At 64.2% G+C, this 22,178-nt stretch carries 18 protein-coding genes and 1 tRNA gene; 3 read left to right on the top strand and 16 right to left on the bottom strand.

Annotated features, from left to right (window positions below; translation table 11 throughout):
* Nucleotide 1: 1 nt before the first annotated feature.
* The 13 genes from LG367_RS05355 to LG367_RS05295 form a co-directional block, all read right to left on the bottom strand.
* A complete protein-coding gene (locus LG367_RS05355; RefSeq protein ID WP_226468200.1) occupies nucleotides 2–1,129 on the bottom strand; it encodes an acyltransferase family protein in 1,128 nt (375 codons plus the stop codon).
* A complete protein-coding gene (locus LG367_RS05350; RefSeq protein ID WP_226468199.1) occupies nucleotides 1,126–2,268 on the bottom strand; it encodes a glycosyltransferase in 1,143 nt (380 codons plus the stop codon). The genes LG367_RS05355 and LG367_RS05350 overlap by 4 nt, the downstream gene beginning before the upstream one ends.
* The gene (locus LG367_RS05345; protein ID WP_226468198.1) at nucleotides 2,265–3,677 is read right to left on the bottom strand and encodes a glucosamine inositolphosphorylceramide transferase family protein; all 1,413 of its coding nucleotides are present in this window, start codon (nucleotides 3,675–3,677) and stop codon (nucleotides 2,265–2,267) included. The genes LG367_RS05350 and LG367_RS05345 overlap by 4 nt, the downstream gene beginning before the upstream one ends.
* A 196-nt stretch (nucleotides 3,678–3,873) precedes the next feature.
* Nucleotides 3,874–5,892 (bottom strand): WecB/TagA/CpsF family glycosyltransferase, encoded by a 2,019-nt coding sequence (locus LG367_RS05340; RefSeq protein WP_226468197.1) that lies wholly within the window; start codon nucleotides 5,890–5,892, stop codon nucleotides 3,874–3,876.
* Nucleotides 5,893–6,056: 164 nt separating this feature from the next.
* Complete coding sequence (locus LG367_RS05335) at nucleotides 6,057–7,241, bottom strand: glycosyltransferase family 4 protein (protein WP_226468196.1); 1,185 nt, start codon at nucleotides 7,239–7,241, stop codon at nucleotides 6,057–6,059.
* The gene (locus LG367_RS05330) at nucleotides 7,241–8,572 is read right to left on the bottom strand and encodes a VpsF family polysaccharide biosynthesis protein (RefSeq protein WP_226468195.1); all 1,332 of its coding nucleotides are present in this window, start codon (nucleotides 8,570–8,572) and stop codon (nucleotides 7,241–7,243) included. The genes LG367_RS05335 and LG367_RS05330 overlap by 1 nt, the downstream gene beginning before the upstream one ends.
* Entirely contained in the window at nucleotides 8,569–9,687 is a 1,119-nt protein-coding gene (locus LG367_RS05325; protein WP_226468194.1) for a glycoside hydrolase family 5 protein, read from the bottom strand. The genes LG367_RS05330 and LG367_RS05325 overlap by 4 nt, the downstream gene beginning before the upstream one ends.
* 1 nt (nucleotide 9,688) lies before the next feature.
* Nucleotides 9,689–11,179: a GumC family protein gene (locus tag LG367_RS05320; protein WP_226468193.1), complete on the bottom strand. Its 1,491-nt coding sequence runs from the start codon at nucleotides 11,177–11,179 to the stop codon at nucleotides 9,689–9,691.
* A gap of 3 nt (nucleotides 11,180–11,182) precedes the next feature.
* Nucleotides 11,183–11,896 carry a polysaccharide biosynthesis/export family protein gene (locus LG367_RS05315; RefSeq protein ID WP_226468192.1) on the bottom strand — a complete coding sequence of 238 codons (714 nt, stop codon included), beginning with the start codon at nucleotides 11,894–11,896 and terminating at the stop codon, nucleotides 11,183–11,185.
* A gap of 104 nt (nucleotides 11,897–12,000) precedes the next feature.
* Nucleotides 12,001–13,437: an undecaprenyl-phosphate glucose phosphotransferase gene (locus LG367_RS05310; RefSeq protein WP_226468191.1), complete on the bottom strand. Its 1,437-nt coding sequence runs from the start codon at nucleotides 13,435–13,437 to the stop codon at nucleotides 12,001–12,003.
* Between the two features lie 589 nt (nucleotides 13,438–14,026).
* Entirely contained in the window at nucleotides 14,027–14,722 is a 696-nt protein-coding gene (locus tag LG367_RS05305) for a hypothetical protein (RefSeq protein WP_226468190.1), read from the bottom strand.
* 54 nt (nucleotides 14,723–14,776) lie between these two features.
* Nucleotides 14,777–14,866, bottom strand: a tRNA-Ser gene (locus tag LG367_RS05300).
* Nucleotides 14,867–14,931: 65 nt separating this feature from the next.
* Nucleotides 14,932–15,954, bottom strand: a complete 1,023-nt coding sequence (locus LG367_RS05295) for a LysR family transcriptional regulator (RefSeq protein ID WP_226468189.1) — start codon at nucleotides 15,952–15,954, stop codon at nucleotides 14,932–14,934.
* Nucleotides 15,955–16,068: 114 nt separating this feature from the next.
* Here LG367_RS05295 and LG367_RS05290 point away from each other — a divergent pair, with 114 nt between their 5' ends.
* On the top strand, nucleotides 16,069–16,647 hold the full coding sequence (locus LG367_RS05290; protein ID WP_226468188.1) for an FMN-dependent NADH-azoreductase: 579 nt from the start codon (nucleotides 16,069–16,071) through the stop codon (nucleotides 16,645–16,647).
* Between the two features lie 93 nt (nucleotides 16,648–16,740).
* On the opposite strand, the gene serS is transcribed toward LG367_RS05290, so the two are convergent.
* Nucleotides 16,741–18,021, bottom strand: a complete 1,281-nt coding sequence (gene serS, locus LG367_RS05285; protein WP_226468187.1) for a serine--tRNA ligase — start codon at nucleotides 18,019–18,021, stop codon at nucleotides 16,741–16,743.
* Nucleotides 18,022–18,107: 86 nt separating this feature from the next.
* Here serS and LG367_RS05280 point away from each other — a divergent pair, with 86 nt between their 5' ends.
* The gene (locus LG367_RS05280; RefSeq protein ID WP_226468186.1) at nucleotides 18,108–18,740 is read left to right on the top strand and encodes an energy transducer TonB; all 633 of its coding nucleotides are present in this window, start codon (nucleotides 18,108–18,110) and stop codon (nucleotides 18,738–18,740) included.
* 309 nt (nucleotides 18,741–19,049) lie between these two features.
* Nucleotides 19,050–19,625, top strand: coding sequence for an energy transducer TonB (locus LG367_RS05275; protein WP_226468185.1), 576 nt, complete (start codon nucleotides 19,050–19,052; stop codon nucleotides 19,623–19,625).
* A gap of 30 nt (nucleotides 19,626–19,655) precedes the next feature.
* On the opposite strand, the gene aroA is transcribed toward LG367_RS05275, so the two are convergent.
* Together aroA and hisC are read right to left on the bottom strand one after the other, a co-directional pair.
* Entirely contained in the window at nucleotides 19,656–20,969 is a 1,314-nt protein-coding gene (gene aroA / locus LG367_RS05270) for a 3-phosphoshikimate 1-carboxyvinyltransferase (protein WP_226468184.1), read from the bottom strand.
* Nucleotides 20,966–22,141 carry a histidinol-phosphate transaminase gene (hisC, locus tag LG367_RS05265; protein ID WP_226468183.1) on the bottom strand — a complete coding sequence of 392 codons (1,176 nt, stop codon included), beginning with the start codon at nucleotides 22,139–22,141 and terminating at the stop codon, nucleotides 20,966–20,968. The genes aroA and hisC overlap by 4 nt, the downstream gene beginning before the upstream one ends.
* Between the last annotated feature and the right edge of the window lie 37 nt (nucleotides 22,142–22,178).

Here is a 22,178-nt window from a genome sequence, read left to right as displayed (position 1 = left end):
CCTAACCCGCCGCGTCGTTGACGGGCCGGCTTTCGCGCTGCCGTTGCGGCTGCCTTGGAAGTAGCGCCGCGCTCAGGAGCGCGCTGCGTTTGGCGATTTCCATGATCACCAACGGACCCAGGCTTGCCGCCAGGAAGCTCAGCGCCGCGATCGCATAAGGATTCGTCAGGTAGGCGGACAGGACACGGATCGACGTGTTCTCGATGTAGACATGAAAAAGCAAGATGAAGATCGTTCCCGTGCCGATGTAGGTCAACAAGGTCCTGCACACCGGAACCCGCCCGAGCAACGAAGACACGCTGAGCGCGAGATAGCTTCCTGCATAGGCCTGGATCGTGGAAACGAAAATGTTCCCATAGATTCTGCAATTGAGATCCATCGTCTCGTTGAAGAACACGTGCATGGCGATAAAAGCCGCCAACGACAACACGAATCCAAGCGCATTGAACTCGAACGACCTCGCCCACGGCCCCAGCACGTATCCGATCAGCATGAAGGACGCAGTGATGGGCAACAGGTCCAGGCTCCAAGGCAGCCCTGGAAGAATCGCCGCCGCCTTTGCCGATTCCGTGCAGAGTCCGCCGCTCCAGAAATGACTGGCGACCGTGGCACCGATCACGATCAGCGCCGCCGCCAGCGCCACGATGATCCTGGGTCTCTTCCCGATCAGCTTCAGCACCACGAGGCTGAAGACCGAGGTGACGAACAGGCTGGGCAGGAACCAGAGCGGCGTCCAATCGATCGTCGGGCCCGTGCCGTACAGGATTCCGGCGAAATATTTCAGGCCCAACGGACTCTCGCCTTCCGGCGGCAGCAGAACCTGCTTGCCCACCTTCATCACTGCCAATGCCAGCAATACGACGAAGAATGGCTTCAGCAGCGAAGACGCACGCGAACGCACGAAGGCGGGCATCGGCGCGTCCGCTTTCAGGAAGAATCCCGTGACCAGGAAGAACAACGCCAGCGGAAAGGAAAAGATCACCCGCTGCAGTTCACTCTCGTACTGGAGCAGCAGCGGATTGTGGGCGAACACCACCAGCAGGATCATTAACCCCTTGGCGATGTCGATCGTGCTGTTCCGCTGCGGCGCCGGCTTGGCGGCGTATTGCTGCTCGACACTCTGCATCATCGATATCCCCCTGCCTTGCGCGCCACGCGCGAGAACAGCGCCAGGTAATCCTCCACGCTGCGCTCCGCGGTGAATTCCAGCGCGCGCGCCACTGCTTCCGGTTCCGGCCGCAAATCCCGCAGCCGTGCCTCGATGGCTTCCGTCAGGGCATCCGCATCGTCGGTCGCGACCAGCGTGCCGTAGCGACCGCCCTCGAGGATCTCGTGAGGGCCAACCGGACAATCGGTGCTGATGACGGGAATGCCGCAGGCCATCGCTTCGATCAACACGTTGCCGAACCCTTCGAAACGCGATGCGAGCACGAACATGGCGGCACGCCGCATGTAGGCGAATGGGTTTTCGCACTGTCCGAGAAGACGCACCCGCTCGCTGAGCCCGAGTCTGTCGATCAACTTCTGCAATGCCGGCCGTTCGGGGCCATCACCGATGATCGCCAGACGCGGCGGCGACGCCTGTGGCCGCAGCTGCGCGAATGACCGGATCAGCAGACTGAAATTCTTCTCGGGACTGAGCCTCCCCACCGAGAGGATCACCGGCGGTGCCCCCGCGCGAAACCAGGGATCGTTGATCTGCACCTGCGATTGAATCCACCAGTTCGCACGCAGCACGGGATTGGGGATGACCGTGAGCCTTCGCTGGGTGCTGGTCGAAAGCATGGGCAGGAAATCCTTGTACACGCCCTTGGAGACCGCGACGATCGCGTCCGCGAGGCGATAGATCCAAGGCACCAGTTGCAGCGTGATGCGATACGTTCGCGAGGTATCGAGCTGACGCATCGAGGATGCCGGCGCGTGCTCGGTGACGACCACCCGCGTCCGCGTCCCGGACAGTTTCGCGGCGACGGCGGCGATGATGTTGCTATGCGTCAGGGCCGAGACCAGGACGTCCGGCCTGCGCTGGCGCAATAAGCCGCTGAGACGATGCCAGGCCGCGAGCGAACGATCCACGTCCAGGGACAGCAGTTCGATATCGCCCGTCAAGGCGCGGGCGGCATCATCGGCGCGATGCGTGACGAAAGCAGTTTGCACGCCGCGCTCGTGCAACCCCTTCGCCAGACGCAACAATGAAATCTCGGCACCGCCCACCTTCATCTGGGGCAGATAGAACAAGACGGTGCGTGGCAAGAATCGGTCGATCACGGCACGTTCTTCCAGAGCGGGCCAGCGCGCTCATTGGTGGTCGTATCCTTGCCGGCGAGCTTCGGCACCAGCCCCTCGTCGGCCCTCCCACGTCCTCGCAACCTGCGATTGATCTTGCGACGCAGCTCATGCAGATTCATCACATAGCGCTTGCCGTCGACCAAAGTGCGGCTACCCCAGGCCGAAAGCGTATGCAGGCCATGGGGATTGGCTCCGAACGGATCAGGACAGAGGCGCCGCACGGGCTCTTCCAGATACTGATACGGCGTGCACTGCACCACCCTGTTGATCACCGTCGCCTGCCCATAGGCGGACCTACAATCTTGCGCGGGTCGGTACAGCACACCATCGTGCACGAACGGCGTTCCGGCCGAGCGCGAGTTGCGGTGATCGATCTTGACCGGATTGCCGGCGTGCGGCTGCCATGGACCGGTCAGATTCCGCGACCAGCTCAGGCACAGGTTGTCGAATTCGCCTAGCGCGATATCGGTGTAGGCCAGCCAGAACAACCCATCCCAGAAGAACAGCGTGGCATCGGCGGCGGCGACGTCTTCCAACAGCGTGGTGACGAAGTGCCAGTGCCCGTTACCGTCGATCTCGTAGAGCTTGCAGTGTCGCTGTTTCGCCGTCTCGGGAATGCCGTAGAGACGCCCCTCATGATTGAACAAATACGGATAGGACAAATGTCCGGACAGCGGCAAGGAAGCCGGCGCGATGGCTTCGATGGCATCCCGCCCATCCAGTTCGAGCAGTTCGATGCGTCCATCACCGTTGTGGTAGTCGAATGTCTCGCAATACAGCTTGTTCGTCTGCCCGGGAATCCCGAACGGGTCGGCGTGATAGTGAGTTGAGGCGCGCTTGCCGAGCCATTTCACTTTCGGTTGTGACGACGACGACAATAGACTGTGGATCGGCGCCTCGATGACTCCGATCATCCAGTTCTCGCTCAAGCATTTCGCGGCGATCCGACGCAGCCGCGCGCGCACGGCACCTGCCCTGCCTTGCAGCTTGCGTCGCAATCGACTCGGCGCCGGGCGCGGCGAGAATTTCGTCGCAATCGCTCTTCCGCCGCCCAGCAACAAGGGGCGCAGCGCGCCCTTGATCAACCACTCGGTCTGCGCGTACAACCGCGTCAAGGAGCGCCGATAGTCCGGACTCGCATGGAAGCGAACCGTATTGAGCACATCCACGCCATTGCGCACCAGAAACAGTTCGCCGCCACTTCCGGAACAGATCGACGCATGACAGGCGAAGGCATCCGCCAGATGCCTGCCTTGCGCATCGCGTGGCTGCCAGAGGCCGTGCCGGCCTCGCGCTTTCCATGCCTCCACCTCGGAAGACTCAACACCGGCGAGATCCACGACGACATTCCAATGCATCCCTCGCGGCACCTCGTCGGCTGGCGGCATGGGGATCTCGCGCAGTTCCGGCATCGCCCTCGCGCACTCGGTCCAATCCCTGTCTTCGCCAGCGGAGTCGACATCCACATGGCAAACCTGCACCTCAATGCCCGGAAACGCGGCTAATACCTGCGCGGCTCGCGCTTGCCAAACGCGCCCCTGCCCGGCGGGCAACAGCACGACGAGCCTGAAATCCCGCCTTGTCTCAGAAACGCTCACGCAACACCCGCGGCAAATAGGAGCGCTGCTTGTTGAGAATGGTGCCCAGCACCTTGGCGTTCACCGCCGCGAGGTCTTCGAGCAACTTGCGCGCCGCCGATGCGGGCGTGGCGTCGGCTTCGATCACGACGACCACGCCGTCGGCACGAGGCGCCAACAGCATCGCGAACGGTGATTTGGCGTCGATCACCACTTCATCGAACGACGAGCACAGCCGCTTCCACGCGTTCCCGTCGGCCAGGACCGCATAGCTGCTTTCGTATCCGGCGTTGCGACTGAGCAGGCACATCCGCGTGACGCCGGCAGCGCGGGAAACCACTTCCGCAAACCCATCGCCTTGCGCCAGATCGGGCAAGGCGATCTCCTCTTGGCCGCCGAATTCGTCCGACAACAGCAGTACCTTGCGTCGATACATTTGCGCAGACGCCGCGGCGTAACTCCCGGCGATGGAACTCACACCCTCGCAACGCCCGGCCGCGATGAATTGCACGAGTCTGCCGGGAACGACACCGATCGCCTGATCGATACGCTGCAGCAGATTCACCAGATAGCCGCTGGCTGCCGGGAATGTCGCCTCGCCGCACTCCACATTCGAAGACACTTGTAAAACTCCTGTCTTATTTCCTACGGCTCCATTGCGTACCGCAGCTTCGAGTTCCCGGGCTTCCATCCTCGGCATATCCCGCTCACGGCGTTTTCCGGAATCGCCCCGGCTTCGCACTGTCTTGCCCAGGCCGAAACTGCCTTCAAGCCCGGCCAGTCCGATCACGTTCAATGCATTCGGGCTGATGCCGTCGATACGGCACGACCCTCCTGGACGCTGCTTCGCCATCTCGACGCATCCCAGCAGGAATTCCAGACCACTGCTGTCCATAAACCGAATCGCCGACAGATCGAACGCCAACGTGACGGCATCGTGTGCCTGCGCCCACTGCCGAAAAACGTTCTCGTGCTGCCCGGCCAAGGTCCGCTCCGTCAGCACGCCCTGCAATGTGCAGAGCAGATTCCGATTCGCCCCGTCATGGTGAAACTGGCTGGACAAGGCATGTCCGCCCTGCTTCAACAACGCGCTCGCCGTGGCATCGTCCGGAGCGATCTGGATCAGCCGATCGATGTTGAGCAAATGCATGACCTCGGCCACGGGCGGAGCCGGCCGATAGACCACAAGTTGCCCGCCCGCCTGCTCGGTTTTCCTGTTCAATTCGACCAGCGCCCCAAGCCCGGCGCTATCGATAACAGTGGCGGCAGACAAATCGAGCAGGATGGAAGACTTGTCGCGGTTGGCGGGTTGCTGCAACTTGTTCTGCGATACGGCCGACGTATCGATCGCGCCGCGCCAACTCAGATATTCCGCCGCATCCAGCCCCGCGGGATCCGGCGGTGAGGACTGCGCCGTCCACGGCATGCGAAGTGACATCCATTGCTGCTTCGGCAGCATATGCGCCAGGAACGCCAAGTCCCGGGCGTAGCGCTTGAACAGGCGCTTGGGTTCCTGCAGCCATCGGAACAGCCACTCCAACCCGGCCTTGCGCATCCACACCGGAGCACGCTTGAATTTTCCCGCGACGAAGTCGAGGCTGGCACCGATTCCGATCGAACACGGCACGCCCAGCGCGCGATAGTTGCGATAGATCCACTTCTCCTGTTTCGGACAACCGAACGCGACCAGAAGAAGATCCGGCCGGGCTTCCACGACACGTTGACGGATCTGCTCGTCGTCCATGTCCATCAGCCCGGAGAAAGGCGGCGAGTACGTACCGCAGATCACGAGATCGGGATGCGCGTCCTCCATCTTCTTGCGAGCGGCTTCCAGGACATCTTCCGTGCCGCCGAGAAAGAACACGCGATACCCCTTGTCTGCCGCATGCGCGAACAGTTCCGGCAACAAGTCTGCGCCTGCCACGCGCTCCCGCAGCCCGGCGCCGAACCAGCGCGAGATCCAGACCAGTGGCGTCCCATCGCACAACACCAGATCGGCATCGAAAAGGATGCGCTGCAATTCCACATCGCGGCTCGCCTGCTCGGCGAAATCGAGATTGGCCGTGGCCAGGTATCCCGGTTTGCCGGCTTGGATCATCCCGTCGATGTGCGAGAGCGTCTCCTCCATGCTGACGTCATGAAACGGAACGCCCAGAAGAAAGGCGATGCTGGGTGCCGATGCAAGCGGATTCATCCCGCCTTCCTGCGATTTTCTTGATGCGATGACTGCTGACACAGTTCGCGGTAGACCGCCGCGACTTGCCTCGCCATCGCCGTTTCGGAATAACGTTCGCGCTGCCGTTGCAACCCGGCTTGCGACAGGACACGGGCGTGGTCCGGACTTTCGATCAGCCGATCGAGCGCCCGCGTCAACGCCACGACGTCGCCGGGCGGCACCAGGACGCCCGTGGCACCGTAATCGAGCACTTCCGGCATGCCCTCGTTGCTACTCGCCACCACCGGCAACCCGGCCGCCATCGCCTCGAGCATCACCATCGGCAATCCTTCGCCATACAGGCTCGGCACCACGAACAGATCCATCCTGGCCAACTCTCCGGTGACATCGCGGGTAAATCCTGTCCAATCGATCAGCGCCGACACACCCTTGGCCTCGGCGAAGGCCAATACCTGCTGACGATAGGCTTCGTTCTCGAAACCACCGACCGCACGCAAGCGCACTGGACGCCCTTGTGCATGCAAGGCCGCCAACGCCTCGATCAATACTTCGACGCCCTTGCGCGGCCGGAACAATGCCGCCATTCCGATCGTCCACGTCGACCGTGGTGCATGCCAGTCCCGCGCCACCTTCGCGGACGGCACTCCATTGGGAATCACGCTGATGCGCGAATCTTCGTAGCCGAGCTCCCGCAGGTACTCGCCCGTGCTACCTGATACCGCGATCAGACGCCGTGCACGGCGCAGTCCAAAACGCTGGACCATGCTGTTGAATGCGTTGCGACGCGCGTTCTCGGTATCGCGATCGGTGCGGCTATGGACGTGATGCACCATCGGTTTCCCGGAGCGGCCCGATGCGAAATAGCCGATCAACAGGGACCGAACGGTGTGCGTATGCAGCACGTCGTAACCGCCTTGTCGCAGCAGGTGCGCGACTTCGCGTACCGGCGCCAGATCAAAATGCGAGCGCATCGGCAAGTCGATCACATTGCTGCCACGCGCCTCGCGCGCATCCGCGAACGCGCGCGGCTTCAGGCAGACGAAGTCGACCCGCCATCCGAACGAAGGCAGATGCAGCGCGAGCAGATCCTGTACGCGCTCTGCGCCGGCATAGTGCTCGCCGTTGATCAGGAACAAGGCACGCTTCTGCCGTTCGGCCGAAGCTTCTTCCTCCAGCGGCAGGAGATGGATGGCGTTCATCAGATCGTCGCCGTGCGGAAGGAAGGACGAATTCCGGTGCCGCGCGTGCCACCCGACATGACGGTGGGAACGGCGAAGGCAGCCAGGCAATACAGGATCGCGAACAACTCGGTGAGCGAACTGCTCTTGGACGCGAGCGAGTTGGTCGTCGACGCGGTAAGCAAGAACACGAACAGCGCCAGACGCCCTCCCAGACCGCTGCGCCGCCAGAGCAGCAGCATGCCGCTCAGCAATCCCGCGCAAAACACGATGAAGACGAACACGCCGAGCTGCAGCAGCATCAACAGCCAAAAGTTCTCGATCGTCTCGAAGGTCGGGTCCAGCCCGATCCAGGCGGACACGAGCTGGATCCTTTCGGGAGACAAGCCGAAGAACAGCCCCGAGGCATCGATGTAGTCGAAGACATCGTAGATGCGCAGGCGCACCTCCGCGCTGTCGTCCAGATACAGCTTGCTCAACACGCGCTCGCCCAAGCCGCTCGCCCACACCAATGCTGTCGCCACCGGCGACGCCAATACCACGACGGTCAACACGCCAACGGTTCGGAAATAGCTGTACTTGCCTGTCCGCAGGCCCCACAAGCATCGCACCGTCGCGTACGCCAGCAACACGATCGTGCTCAACAGGAAGCTGGTACGACCGCCGAACGCCAGCAGCGACAATACGAACAAAATACTGATCCCCAGCCGACGCATGGCCAGCATCGGCACATCCAGCGCCGCCAGCAGCATGACGCTGGTCACCAGTGCGTTCTCGAGCGGATGTCCGAGCAGTGCCGTGGCGCGAAAGTCGCTGCCGCTGTTGAAGGTCACGACCGCGTCGCCAATGCTGAACGGGATCAGTGTCCGCCGCACCGCGGCTTCCCCGAGGGCAATCACCGCATTGATCACCAATAGCGACAGCATCAGACGGAAGACGCCCCGCAATTGCGCCTGATCGAAGCGGCACAGGATCAATACGATCACCGCCGGCATCGTCAACGTGTCGACGTAGAAAGCCATTCCGGACATGCCGTAACGCGACAACGAGTAAAGGCAGGCCACTGCGATGCCGGAGGCATAAGCGACCAGCAGCGGCATCTCGCGCAGGCGCCTGACCAGCGCCGTCAACGGATTTCCCTCGGCGAACAACGACAACGCCAAGGTCAGCCAAAGCAGGTAGGTTCCCGGATGCAACTTGAAGACGATGCTGCCGTTGGACGACGAATAAGGAATGCCCAATGCCGTCAATGCCGGCGATGCCAGCGTCATGTAGACCGCCAAGGCGAGCAGCGTCAGCGCGTACACCGCGCGCCGATGCATGACTCCGGCATTGGCCAGTGCGATATTCATCGCCGGTGCCGGCCCAACCCGAGTGCGGAGAGCGCTTGTGGTTCCAGCACACCGCGCGGCATGCCGTTGTCATTGCTGCGAGTGGTGATACCGAAATTGGCGCCGTAGTCCCATAGCGTCCAGCCCCAGCCATTGGCTTCCGCCTGCGAACGCACGTCCGCGATCCAGAGGTAACGCGACAGCGGATCGACACCGGCGCGAATCACGCCGAACTCGCCCAGACGAATGCGCACGCCCGGGTATTTCCGCGCCCACTCCACCAGCGGCCGCCACTGCGCCGCGATTTCCCTGCGGTCCCAACCGGTCTTGAAATACTGGAAGATTTCTTCCCTTGCCTGCCTCCGGTCGCCGGTCCCGTCCATGTGCGGGAGCAACAACATCGCCAACATGGACGGATAGCGCACGTTGCGCCAATGCCCCGCTGTGGTCCAGGGCACGTCCCGCATCCAGTCCGCGCCTTGATGCGTGAAGATGCCCGGAAGATAGAAATGGAAGCTGTAGATCAGGTTTGCATCAGCGAGTGGAGACAGTTCGAGCAGCCCTTCCAGCGAACCGGTCTGACGGCCGCTGACGATGACCTGATGCCGCGGCAGCACGGCGCGCACCGCCTGCAGCAGACGCTTCTGGTATCGGCTCCACCGGATCGAACCGCCGAATCCGCTGTACTGCGGCTCATTGAGCAACTCCAAAGCCACGCGATTGGACGGCGTGTGTTTGAGCTGCGTGGCCAACCAGGTCCACAAGGCCACGAAGTCGTCGGCATGCTCGTCTTCGATGATCGGCTGTTGAATCCCGGGCTCCGGATGCATGTCGACGATGACATCCAGGTCCGCGGCCAGCACGGCGGCGATCGCCGCGCGCAACTTCGGCGCATCGCGCAGACCCGGTCCCTGCTCCGGCGACCATCCCAGCGCGACGGGATCGATCGGCAGGCGCACGTGATCGAATCCCGCGGCGCGCAAGTCGCGCAACTCCTGATCCGACATCGGCAGCTTGGCGTAGGTATCCAGCCATCGGCTCAGATTGACGCCGCGCTGGAAGGTACCCGCGGCCATCGCTGTTCCGACATTCGCCACCAGCAGCAGCGCGCAGAGAATCCGGACTAGATGTCGCATCTCAACCTCCCACTCGTGGCAATGTCGCGAGCACCGGAACCCCCAGACCGCGTTCCACCTGTTCCGGCATCTGGAAACTCGTGCGCAAGGCCTCGGACAGGAACGCCACGACCAGCGCCACGCCCAGGCTGAAGAGGAATCCGATCGCCAGCAGCGGCAGGCGCATGCTCTTCGATGCAAGCGGCCGGCTCGCGCTCTGCAAGACGCTGACGTTGGTGCGCTCCTTCTGCTCGCGCGCCTCGTCGATGCGCGCGTTTTCCAGCTTGCGGGCGTAGTTGCCGTAGTTCTCCTCGAGCAGCTTCTGTTCCAGGCTCAGCGCGTTCAGGCGCGCCTGCTGCTCGGAGAGCGTTTCGGCACGACGACGGAGCTGTTCCAGGCGCGCCTGCAACGCCTTGCGTGCGCCGGCGAGCGCCGACTCGTCGGATGCGGCGCGCATCAGGTCCAGTTCGGCCTGATCGAGCACCTGGTTGCGAGCGGTGCGGACGTTCTTGGGCGGATTGCGCTGCTGCTGCGATAGGAAGCTCTCGGCGGTCGCCACATCCTTCCTGGCGTTCTGCACCAGCGGGTTGTCGTCGACATAACGCGCGCTCAGCCCCTGCTCTTTCAGACGCAGATCGAGCAACTGTCGCGGCGTCTGCGGATCACCGAGGGTCTCGCTGTAGACGACCAGATTCGCCGGCGTCTTGTCCGCCAGCTGCTTGAGCTTCTTGGCGCGCGCGCTGGCGGTTTCCGCCTGCTGGCTGGTTTCGTTGAGGCGGTTTTCCAGATCGTTGCCCTGCTGCAGCAGGAGCGCGAGCTGCTGTTCGTAATTGACGATGCCGTGTTCCTGCTTGAAATCGGCCAGGCGCGCTTCCGCCGCTTGCAGGCGCTTGCCCGCCTCGGCCACCTGCTCACCGAGGAAACGCACATGGGCATCGGAGAAGATCGCGCGGCGGCGATCCAGGTACGTTTCCACCAGCACGCGCAACGCTTGCTGCGCCACCGCCGGATCCTTGTGCGCGAAGCTCAGGTGCAGCACGGTCGAATCCTTGAGCAGCTCGGCTTCGAAGCTCTTGCGGAACTGTTCCACCGCCTGGTCGAGCTTCGGCTTGCGTGGATCGTCCTCGCCCTTGGCGAGCGAGGGATACAACCGCGCGATGCCGATCTTGCCGATCGCGCGGCCGATCAGATCGCGGCTTGCCAGGATTTGCGCTTCCGCATTCAAGGCCTCGTCGCGGCTGAAGGCCAGCGGCATGGCGCCGCTGTTGCCGCTGCTGGCTTCGGCCACGTAGACATATTCCTGCCCGAGCCGCACCAGCAGGCTGGCGTCGGACACGTAACGCGCGGGCATCAGCAATGCCGCGATCAGGACCACGCCAAGACTGATCGCGAACGCAAGCAGGATGCGGCGACGATCCCTGAAAAGAATTTCGAGCGCCTCGCGCAGCGTGTACGGCCGCGACAGGACGCCGTTGCCGCTCACGCCTGCCGAACCGGGGTTCGCATCATCCATGCGCTAGTACTCCCCGCGATCGTTGATGTTGTAGGAAAAACCGATCGGCAGGTTGCGGCGGATGTACAGATCGATCCACTTGTTCAAGCCCGCGACGCGGGATGGCGGCACCAACACCACGTCGTAGGGTTGCAGCACCGGATCGGCGCCGCCCTTGCCGCGCATCTGCCTGGCGAAATTCGTTTCGATCACCTGCGAGGCGCCCGTGGCATCGCGGCGCAGGATCACCACACGGTTGGGCGCCGCGGTGTCCTTCAATCCCTGCGCGACGATCAGCGCGCGCATCAGGGTCAACGACGGCGTCAGCGGCTGCATGCCCGGATGCGCCACCTCGCCACCGACGAACACCTGCTGCCGGGCGAAACCTTTTTCGATCTCGACCGTCACCTCCGGATGGCGGAGATGGTTCGCATAGGCCACGCGCAGGTGTTGCGCGAACTGCTCGGGCGTCAGCTCGGCGGCTTGGATGTCGCCGATCAGCGCCAGATTGATCTTGCCGTCCGGCCGCACCGTCGCGGTCTCGTTGAGTTCGGGCACGTAGAAGAACTTCAGCGCCAGCTCGTCGCCCTGGGTGATCCGGTAGTCGGCCGTCTGTACCGCTTCCGCGGGCGCGCTCGCCGGCACCGCCTGCTGGGCGGGAACCGGCGTCGACAGCGCGACGGCCAGAAGCAATGCCCAGCACGCCGGGAATTTGCCAAAGTGGGAGGCGAAGATCATCTCGAGCGTTCTCGCGAGTCCATGAGATTCATATCCAGCTTATTTTGTGACATTCATCACTATTATTCCTTAATTCGGGGGCCTTTCGTCGTCTGGACCACCTATCAGTACGCAGCCCTGGCCGACAAGACGGCCGGAAGCGTCCGCAGCAGGATCGACAGGTCCAACCACAGCGACCAGTTCTCGATGTATTCCAGGTCGTACTCGACCCGCCGCTGGATCTTCTCGATCGTGTCGGTCTCGCCGCGGTAGCCATGGACCTGAGCCAGGCCGGTGATGCCCGGCTTGACCCGGTGACGGGCGACGTATTCCTTCACCGCGTCCTCGAACAGGACGTTGGCCGCCTTCGTCGCCGTCGCGTGCGGGCGCGGCCCCACCATCGACATGCTGCCGGCGAGCACGTTGAACAGCTGCGGCAGCTCGTCCAGGCTGGTCTTGCGGATGAAGCGCCCGACCCGGGTGACACGCGGATCGTTCTTGCCGGTCTGTACGCCGGCATGCTCGTCGCGCAGGTGGTGGTACATCGAGCGGAACTTGTAGACCTCGATCAGGCGGTGGTTGTAGCCGTAGCGTTTCTGCCGGAACAGCACCGGTCCGCGCGATTCCAGCTTCACCGCGATCGCCACCAGCAGCATCAGCGGCGACAGCAGCAGCAACGCCAGAGTCGAGATGGCGATGTCCTCACAGCGCTTGATCAGAGGTGCCCAGCCCTGCAGCGGCGGCTCGGCGATCACGAACATCGGCGCCCCGGCCACCGGCACCACGCGACGGTGCGCGATGCGGAACATCGCCATGTCCGGTACCAGCAGCACCTGCACCGGCAGTTGCCGCAGGCGTTGCACGTAATGATGGTTGCGCTCGTACGCCGAGATCGGCAGCGCCAGCAGGATCTGGTCGACTTCGCCGTTCCGCACCAAGCGCTCCAGCGTGTCCATCCCGCCCAGGTGCGGCAACTGGTGCGGAGGCAGACGCGAAGGATGGCGATCGTCGATGAACCCGATCAGGCCGGCCCCCACATCCGCGTGGCTGAGCACGTGGTCGGCCAGATGCATCGCGTTCTCGGTCATGCCGAGGATCACCGAGTGCTGGATGAACTTGCCGCGTTGGACCCGTCGCTGGAAGAACGCCAGCATCGTCAGCCGGCTGAGCACCAGCAGCGACAAGGACAGCAGATACCAGGCCAACAGCGAATTGCGCGGCACGTGCTCGAGGAAGCGGAAGGGGTAATGCACCGCCAGCAACAGGCCGAACGAGGCCGTCCACGCGAAAAAGAACCGCCGGATCAGCAGCCGGTTGCTGAACAAGAGGCCGCCGTAGACGCCGACGATGCCGAGTATCAGCACGCAAAGCAGGCCGGCGATGATCGACAGGGCCAACGCCTGCGGGAATTCGATGGATGCCGCCGTCGTGGGCACCAAGCCGATCAACAGCCCTGGCAGCGCGGCAATGGCGAAATGCGCCAGCCGCGCCATCACGATCGTGTAGCGGATCGTCGCCGGCTGCGCGAATGCGAAGATCGCGTTCGAGAAGGGAAGCTTCATGGTCGTCGAGCGGGAGCCGCGGGGAAGATCGTCTGCGAGCACGTCATCCCCCGCCCGCCGGCATCACGAACGCATCGACGTCAGCCGCCCCGCCCCAATGATGGGTCCCCCGCCTGCAGCGCGCCGCGAAGGCGGGACCGGGAAGGATTCGAATGGACGGGGCGATAGCCCCCTTCGAGCGTGAACTTGGTTCGACCGACATCGCGATCCCCGACATGTCGACGCGCGCTGGAGCGCATCGCCGCCTTTGGCTACAGAAACCGTGGATCGTGTGATCTGGTCCTCACCAGTCTCGTCGATTCTCGGTTTTGCGGTCAACACAGATCACATTTTCAATGTGAAGTTCGTGTGCAGGCGGAGCGGCATCCAAATGGCTACCTGCTCTTTTTTGTCACTCGCTCGAAATGGCTGCCGAGTGGGCTCGCCGCCTCGTCGTCAAGGCAATCACGGTCACGGCTGTTGCGCGCAGGCTCGTGCCTGGGAAACAGCACCAGCGCCTGCCGTGTCATGACGGTATCTGGGCGATCGTGATGTTCCCGTCGGAAACGGCCGCATGCAGGGGACGGCTTCCTCTGTGTTCCGCGCGTTCCTAGGGATTGCGTGAAAATCGCAAAACCTGATCCGTATACGTTTCGCGCACCGCGCTGAAGGGAACGTTGGCACCGCTATAAAGAATGGCGCGATGCTGCAGGATGCGCGGCGGAATCATCAGCGGCTCCTGCGTCGGCACCGACTCGGGTGGCGACATTTCCCACCCGTCGGGCAAAGGCGACCAGAGCATCTGCGCGGACAACGTCTGACGTCTGAAGTGCAGAGGCTGCACGACCTTGCCGAACGGCGTGGTCGTGGTGTCCAGCAGACGATTCATGGCACGCGTCAACCGCGAAGGCACATACCAGTTGTCCGCGATCGACAAGGTGTGATCGCCGCAGCGCAACTCCACCTGCCGATACTTGATCTTCTCGCCACGCGCCAACTTCAAGCGTTCGCGCAGATCGTCAGGCAAAGGCGCTTGCGCACCCGAGACGACATGGGCCGTGATTTTCGGCGGAGCCGCCATCGCGTGCGCACCGCACCAGCGTTCCAGCGTCAGGGTGGCGCTGTCATGGCTCAGCAGATCGGCGTTGAAGGACTGCAGCAGCGCCAGCGCTTCCACCTTGGCCGTATAACTACCGGGCCAGGCATTGGGCGGCCGCGCCGACAAAGGCCATGCCTGGCTCAACAACGGCAACGCAACCACCAGGCTACCGACATGACGCCACACGACCCGGCGAGATTGCGACATCTCTGAAGTTGTCTTCGCAGGCGCCCTTCGATGCATGGCGATCTCTTGGCCGAGTGGCGGAGAGAGTGGGATTCGAACCCACGGAAGGTTTGACCCTTCGCCGGTTTTCAAGACCGGTGCCTTAAACCGCTCGGCCATCTCTCCCTATTGATTGCGTCTTGCGTCGTCCATGCCGGGACCGAGCGGCGGGTTAGCCCGTTCGATGTCCCTCAGCGCATTGTCGCATGCGGCGTGTCGTTCGTCGGCTTGCGCGAGGCGCCGTTGCCGCCCGCGCCGTTGGTCTTGTTGCTGGAGGACTTGCCCTTGCAATTCTCGCAGTTCAGGCGCGACTCCTCGATCAACGGCGGCAGCTTCTCGGCCAGGAAGTCGATGAAGACGCGCACCGCCGGCAGCAGGCCGCGACGCGAGGCGAACACGACATGGGCGATGCCCTGCGGCAGGCGCCAATCCGGCAGCACCACTTCCAGTTCGCCGTTGCGCACGGCATCGGCGCACAGGGTTTCCGGCAGCATGGTGATGCCCAGTCCCTGCTTGGCCAGCGCCATCAGCATCGGGAAATCGAAGCCGGACACGCGTGGCTTGAGTTCGACGCGGCGGATCTCGCCGTCCTTGCCCTGCAGTTCCCAGCGCTGCCGCACCTCGTCCTCGTTCATGGTGAGGGTGACGTGGTCGTGCAGTTCTTCCGGCTGCGTGGGGCGTCCGGCGCGATCGAGGTATTTCGGGCTGGCGACCAGCAATTCCTGGATCTGCCCGAAGCTGCGCATCACCAGGCTGCCATCGTCGTCCAGCTTGGAACGCACGCGCAGGGCGATGTCGAAGCCTTCGTTGATCACATCGACGCGGCGATTGCTCACGTGCATCTGCACCCGCACCTGCGGGTACTTGGCCAGGAACTCCGGCAGCATCTGCGGAATCAGCTGCTGGGCGATCCCGACCGGCACGCTGACCCGCACCACCCCGCGCGGCTCCGCGCTGAGGCGGTCGACCACTTCGCGCGCGGCGGTGGCCTCGGCCAGCATCGACTGGGCATGACGATGCACGCTCTGGCCGACGTCGGTGACCGCGAATCGGCGCGTCGAACGCTGCAGCAGGCGCACGCCCAGATCGTTCTCGAGCTGGCTGATGCGGCGGCTCAGACGCGACTTGGGAATGCCCAGCGTGCGCTCGGCCGCGGCGAAACCGCCGTGGTCGACGACCATGGCGAAGTAATAGAGATCATTGAGGTCTTGCATGAGTTTTGCTCCAAAAACGGAACGATCCGTGATATTTAATCACCTTTATTCCACACACGCAACAACATAAGTTGACCTCCGTCACGGCAGCCGCCGTCCATTTCCGGAGGTCCCATGAAGCTCCTGCACATCGATTCCAGCGCCCTCGGCGCCAATTCCGTCACCCGCCAGCTGACCGCCGCCGTCGTCGCGGAGGCGCGCAAGCGCGACCGCGACCTGGTGGTCGAATACCGCGATCTCGAGGCCGAGCCGATCTGCCACCTGAGCGGAGGCTCCTTCACCGGCGCCGACGCGGGCGAACGGGCCGACGCGGAACGCACGATGCAGCAGTTCCTGGAGGCCGATGTGATCGTCGTCGGCGCGCCGATGTACAACTTCACCATCCCCTCGAAGCTGAAGGCCTGGATCGACCGCATCGCGGTCGCCGGCAAGACCTTCCGCTACACCGAATCCGGGCCGGTCGGCCTGGCCGGCGACAAGCGCGTGGTCGTGGCGATCGGTTCCGGCGGCCTGCATGCCGGCGGCCCGAGCGATTTCATCGAGCCGTATCTGCGCACCCTGTTCGGCTTCCTGGGCATCACCCAGATCGAGTTCGTGCGTGCCGAAGGCGTCGCGATGTCGCCGCGGCACCGCAGCGAGGCCATCGATCGTGCCCTGGCCGAAGTGTCGGAGCGCTGCGCGGCGGCCGCCTGAGACCTCGCGGCCCAGTCCGCTTCCGCACTGATCGCAAGGCGACATTCGAGCGGCTCGGCGACCTGATCTCGACGGACGGATCCCGACGCCGTCTCAGGCGATGCGGTCGACGCCGCCCATGTACGGCCGCAGCGCCGTCGGCACCTCGATGCTGCCGTCGGCCTGCTGGTAGTTCTCCATCACCGCGATCAGGGCGCGACCGACGGCGACACCGGAACCGTTGAGCGTATGCACGAGCTCCGGCTTGCCGGTGGCGGGATTGCGCCAGCGCGCCTGCATGCGCCGCGCCTGGAAATCGCCGCAGTTGGAGCACGAGGAGATTTCGCGGTAGGTGTTCTGCGAGGGCAGCCAGACTTCGAGGTCGTAGGTCTTGCGTGCCGCGAAGCCCATGTCGCCGGTGCACAACAGCACGCGGCGGTACGGCAGGCCGAGTTTCTCCAGCACCACTTCCGCGCAGCGCGTCATGCGATCGTGCTCGGCGTCGCTCTCCTCCGGCTTCGCGATCGACACCAGTTCGACCTTCTCGAACTGGTGCTGGCGGATCATCCCGCGCGTGTCGCGGCCACCGCTTCCGGCCTCGGAACGGAAACAGAGCGAATGCGCGGTCATGCGCAGCGGCAATCTCTCCGCTTCGACGATCTCCTCGCGCACGATGTTCGTCAGAGAAATCTCCGACGTCGAAATCAGGTAGCGCTTGTGTTCGCCCAATTGCGTGACGAACATGTCTTCCTCGAACTTGGGCAACTGGCCGGTGCCGTACAGGCTGTCGGCATTCACGATCACAGGAACATTGGTTTCCTCGTAGCCGTGCTCGCCGGCATGCAGATCGAGCATGAACTGCGCCAGCGCACGATGCAGCCGCGCCAGCTGTCCGCGCAGCACGGTGAAACGCGCGCCACTGAGCTTGGCCGCGGTGTCGCCATCGAGCCAGCCGTTGCGGGTGCCGAGTTCGACGTGATCCTTCACTTCGAAATCGAACACGCGCGGCGTGCCCCAGCGGTTCTGCTCGACGTTGTCGTGCTCGTCCTTGCCTGCCGGCACCGAGTCGTCCGGCAGATTGGGAATGCCGAGCGCGAGCGCATCGAGTTCGGTACGGATGCGTTCCAGCTCCACTTCCGACGCCTTCAGCTCGTCGCCGAAGCCGGCCACTTCGGCCAGCAGCGCCGATACGTCCTCGCCCTTGGCCTTGGCCTGCCCGATCGCCTTGCTGCGGGTGTTGCGCAGGTTCTGCAATTCTTGGGTACGCACCTGGATGCGCTTGCGCTCGGCCTCCAGCGACTGCAGGGACCCGGCGTCGAGCTCGAAACCGCGCGAGTCGCGCAGGCGTTCGGCGAGTGCGGCGGGATCTTGGCGCAGAAGGACGGGATCGAGCATGACGAACCGGAGCAGTGGACGAGAGCCGGCGATTATCGCGTGTCAGCGCCCGGATTGGGGCATCGCGGCTGTGCCAGAATGCGAGAATGTCCACGACATCCCGTCTTGCTCGCTTCGCCCCCACACGCCGCGCCTGGCTCGGCATCGGCATCGCCTTCCTCGCGGGGCTGCTGCTGTTCCTCCTGATCTGGGCGAAACAGCGCAACGAACACGACTTCTACCGCGTCGACGGCGCCACGCAGAGCACGGAAGGCCACCAGTTCGAGCCGCTGCCCGTGCCCGATACCGATGCGCCCGGCAGCACCGGCGCGCCCGCGGCGAACGAAGAGGATTCCGGCGAGGAGGCTCGCATCGTCGATGAAACGCCGGCCCCGCCACCGCCGCGCGAGCAATTGCCGCCCCCCGCCCCCCGCCCTGCTCCGAGCACCGCGACGACGGGCGCGGCGGACACGACGCCCGTCCCCATCTCCAGCCCGGCGCCGCACTATCCGCGCGAGGCCCTGCGCCGCGGAGAATCCGGCGAAGCACTGCTGCGCATCCACGTCGGCGCCGATGGTGTGCCCGGCGACATCGATCTGGTCCGCAGCAGCGGCTCGCGCTCGCTCGATCGCGCCGCAACCGATGCCGTGCGCAAGTGGCGTTTCCAGCCCGCGCGACGTGACGGGCAGCCGATTCCCGGCGAGGTGCAGGTGCCGATCGCTTTCAACAGCGCGCAATAGCACGGGAAATTCGAACGCTGATTCAGCGTTCCCCAATGCTCGGATCGAATGTTCGGATCGAGCATGGAGTTTTCAGAACGCCTGACCGCGATCGTGATTGCGGCGGAAGCGGGGTTTTTAACAACCGGATAGCTGGTCATCCAGCTTTTCTGAACGTCATGCACTCACTGACCTCGCGCGTTCACATAGCAGAAGCTGAACGCACTTCACGCGCATAACGGAACCGAAACGATCCATGTGGAACCCTCTCCACGTTGTCCAGGGAGGCGTCGGCGTGCTCGCGTCTCCTGCAAGAGAAGGAGTCACCCCATGTCGGATCCCCACCGGCTCTCCAACGATCCGCCGCTGCTTGAAGAGGAACCGAACAGAAGCGTCAGTCCACTGATCTGGATTCTGCTGCTGATCGCTCTGATCGCATTCGCCTGGTACTTCTACAACCAACGCACAGCGCTGGGCCCGCTCGACGCGGTGCCACCCAATACCGACAGCGCGCTCGTGGAGCCGGATGCGAACGAGCAAGACATCAAGTCGCCTGCATCGGAAGATACGAAAGCGACGCCGTCGAAGTCGACCTCACCGATCGCCAAATCCGCCGTCAAGCGTCGCGATCGCGACGTCGCCCTGGTCGGCCGTCCGCGGATCGACTATCCACGCGACGCCTTCCGCGCCGGCGAGGAAGGCACGGTGATGGTGGTGGCCCATATCGATGCGGCGGGCCGCGTGAGCAGCGTGCGGCTCGCGCAACGCAGCGGTTCGCGTGTGCTCGACCGCGCGGCGATGAGTGAAATCCGGCGCTGGAAATTCAAGCCGGCGATGCGGGATGGCAGGACCATCGCCTCCAGTGTCCGGGTGCCGGTCGACTATCGATTGAGCGATCGACAGTAGTTTGGGCGACCGCCGCCAGATCGCATTTCCTCAGAGGGCGCGCAGACCGAACCCGGTCTCGCGCGCGAGCGCATCGAACCCCGGGAACGATGTCGCTACGTTGGCGACATCGTCGATCCGCACCTCGCCGGTCGCGAGTTGTCCCGCCACCGCGAAGGACATGGCGATGCGGTGATCGCCGCGACTGTCGATTCGTCCGCCACGCAACGCGCCGCCCTGGATGATCGCGCCATCGGGCGTTTCCTCCACCACGACACCGAGCGCTTGCAGACCGGTCGCCATCGCGGCGAGACGATCGGATTCCTTCACTCGCAATTCCGCGGCACCGCGGATCACCGTCGTGCCTTCGGCACAAGCGGCGGCCACCATCAGCGCCGGGAACTCGTCGATCATGTCCGGCACCAGCTCCACCGGCACCTCGATTCCGTGCAGCGGCGCGTGACGCACGATGAGATCGGTGACCGCCTCACCGGCATGCACGCCCGCGTTTTCCTCGCGGATATCGGCGCCCATCGCGCGCAACGCGGCCAACAATCCGGTGCGGCGCGGATTCAGGCCGACGGCGCGCAGACGCAATTCGGAACCGGGAATGATGCTCGCCGCCACCAGGAAAAACGCCGCGGAAGAGAAATCCGCCGGTACCGAGACATCGTGCGCGCGCAGGCGCTGCCCGCCGCGCAGGCGCGCGTAGCCCGGCGCGTACTCGATCTCGACGCCGAACGCCGACAACATGCGCTCGGTGTAATCGCGTGTGGGATGCGGCTCGCGCACGCTCGTCTCGCCTTCTGCGTACAGCCCCGCCAGCAGCACCGCGGACTTGACCTGCGCGCTGGCGACCTCGCTCGCGAAATCGATTCCGTGCAATTGCCTGCCGCCACGGATGCGCAGCGGCGGCAGGCCGCCGGTCTCGGCGTCGCATTGCGCGCCCATTTGCGTCAGGGGATCGATCACGCGCCGCATCGGCCGCTTCGACAGCGAAGCATCGCCGACCAGCACGCTGTCGAAGCGCTGCCCCGCGAGCAAACCCGCCAGCAGGCGCATGCCCGTGCCGGCGTTGCCGCAATCCAGCGCTTCCTTCGGTGCCTGCAAACCGTCGATGCCCACGCCATGCACGATGCGCGTGGACGGCGACGGCGTTTCGATGCGCACACCGAGCCTGGCGAAGATCGCGGCGGTGGCGCGCGTGTCCTCGCCTTCCAGGAAACCTTCGACCTTGGATACGCCGTCCGCGATCGCGCCCAGCATCACCGCACGATGCGAGATCGACTTGTCGCCGGGCACCGTCGCCGCGCCATGCAGGGCCGCGCCCGTGGAGGCTACCCAGGACTGCCCGCCTCCGCTCATGCCACGGTGCCCGCGATGCGATCGAGCGCGGCGAGCAAGCCGCGATTCTCGTTCTCGTCACCCACGCTGATGCGCAGATGCCCAGGCAGGCCATAGCCGCCCATCGGACGCAGCACGACGCCGGCTTCGCGCAGCGCTGCCTCGATCGCGACCGTGGCCCCGCCGAATTCGACCAGCAGGAAGTTCGTCTGCGACGGCGATACCCGCCAGCCGCGCTCGCGCAGGGCTTCGGCGAGGCGTGCGCGCTGTTCCGCGTTGCGCGCGAGTGTCGTGCGCAAATAGGCCTCGTCGCCAAGCGCCGCTTCCGCCGCCGCGAGTGCCACGTTGTTGATGTTGAAGCTCTCGCGCATGCGCTCGAGGATGGCGATCAGTTCCGGATGCCCGATCGCATACCCGACCCGCAATCCCGCCAATGCATAGGCCTTGCTGAAGGTCCGGGTGACGATAAGGTTGCGATGTTTCCCGAGCAGCGCGAGCGCGCTCGCGTAGTCGGGCGCGTCGGCGCATTCGGCGTAGGCTTCGTCCACCACCACGAGGGTGCGCTCCGGCACGGCGGCGATGAAATGTTCGAAGGCGTCGGCCGGATACCAGGTGCCGGTCGGGTTGTTCGGATTGGCGACGTACAGCAAGCGCGTGTCCGGCGTGACCGCGGCCAGGAGCGCATCGAGGTCGTGGCCGTACGGCATCGCGTCGTCGGCCGGCAGCGCCGGGACGATCACCGCGTTCGCACCGGCCGCGCGTGCCGCGATCACGAACACGGCGAAGCCATATTGCGGCAGCACCACATCGACACCCGGTCCGGCGAACACCTGCGCGAGATGCATCAGCAATTCGTGAGAACCATTGCCGAGCGAGATCTGCGACTGGTCGACGTCATGCGTCGCGGCCAATGCGCGCTTGAGATCACCGCCGCGCGGATCGGGATAGCGGTACATCTCGTCGATCGCCGCCAGCGCCGCCTCACGCGCGCGCGGGCTCGGGCCGTAGGGATTCTCGTTGGAACCGAGTTCGATCAGTTCGTTCTGCAGCATCTGCTGCGGCACACGCTGCGCGAATTCGCGGCGTAGCGCGACCAGGTCATGACCCGGGTCGTAAGCGCGCAGATCGCGGATCGCCGGCCGTGCCAGGCTCGCGAAGAATGCGCGATCTTCAGCGGCCGTATCGGAGTTCATCGTTGCAACATCCGTCGTGCCGGAAGGCCGTGGCTGC

The organism is Luteimonas panaciterrae, assembly GCF_020511115.1.
GTDB classification, from domain to species: Bacteria; Pseudomonadota; Gammaproteobacteria; order Xanthomonadales; family Xanthomonadaceae; genus Luteimonas; species Luteimonas panaciterrae.
The sequence above is the reverse complement of the archived record's forward strand: the minus strand, read 5'-3'. Positions and strand labels throughout refer to the sequence as shown.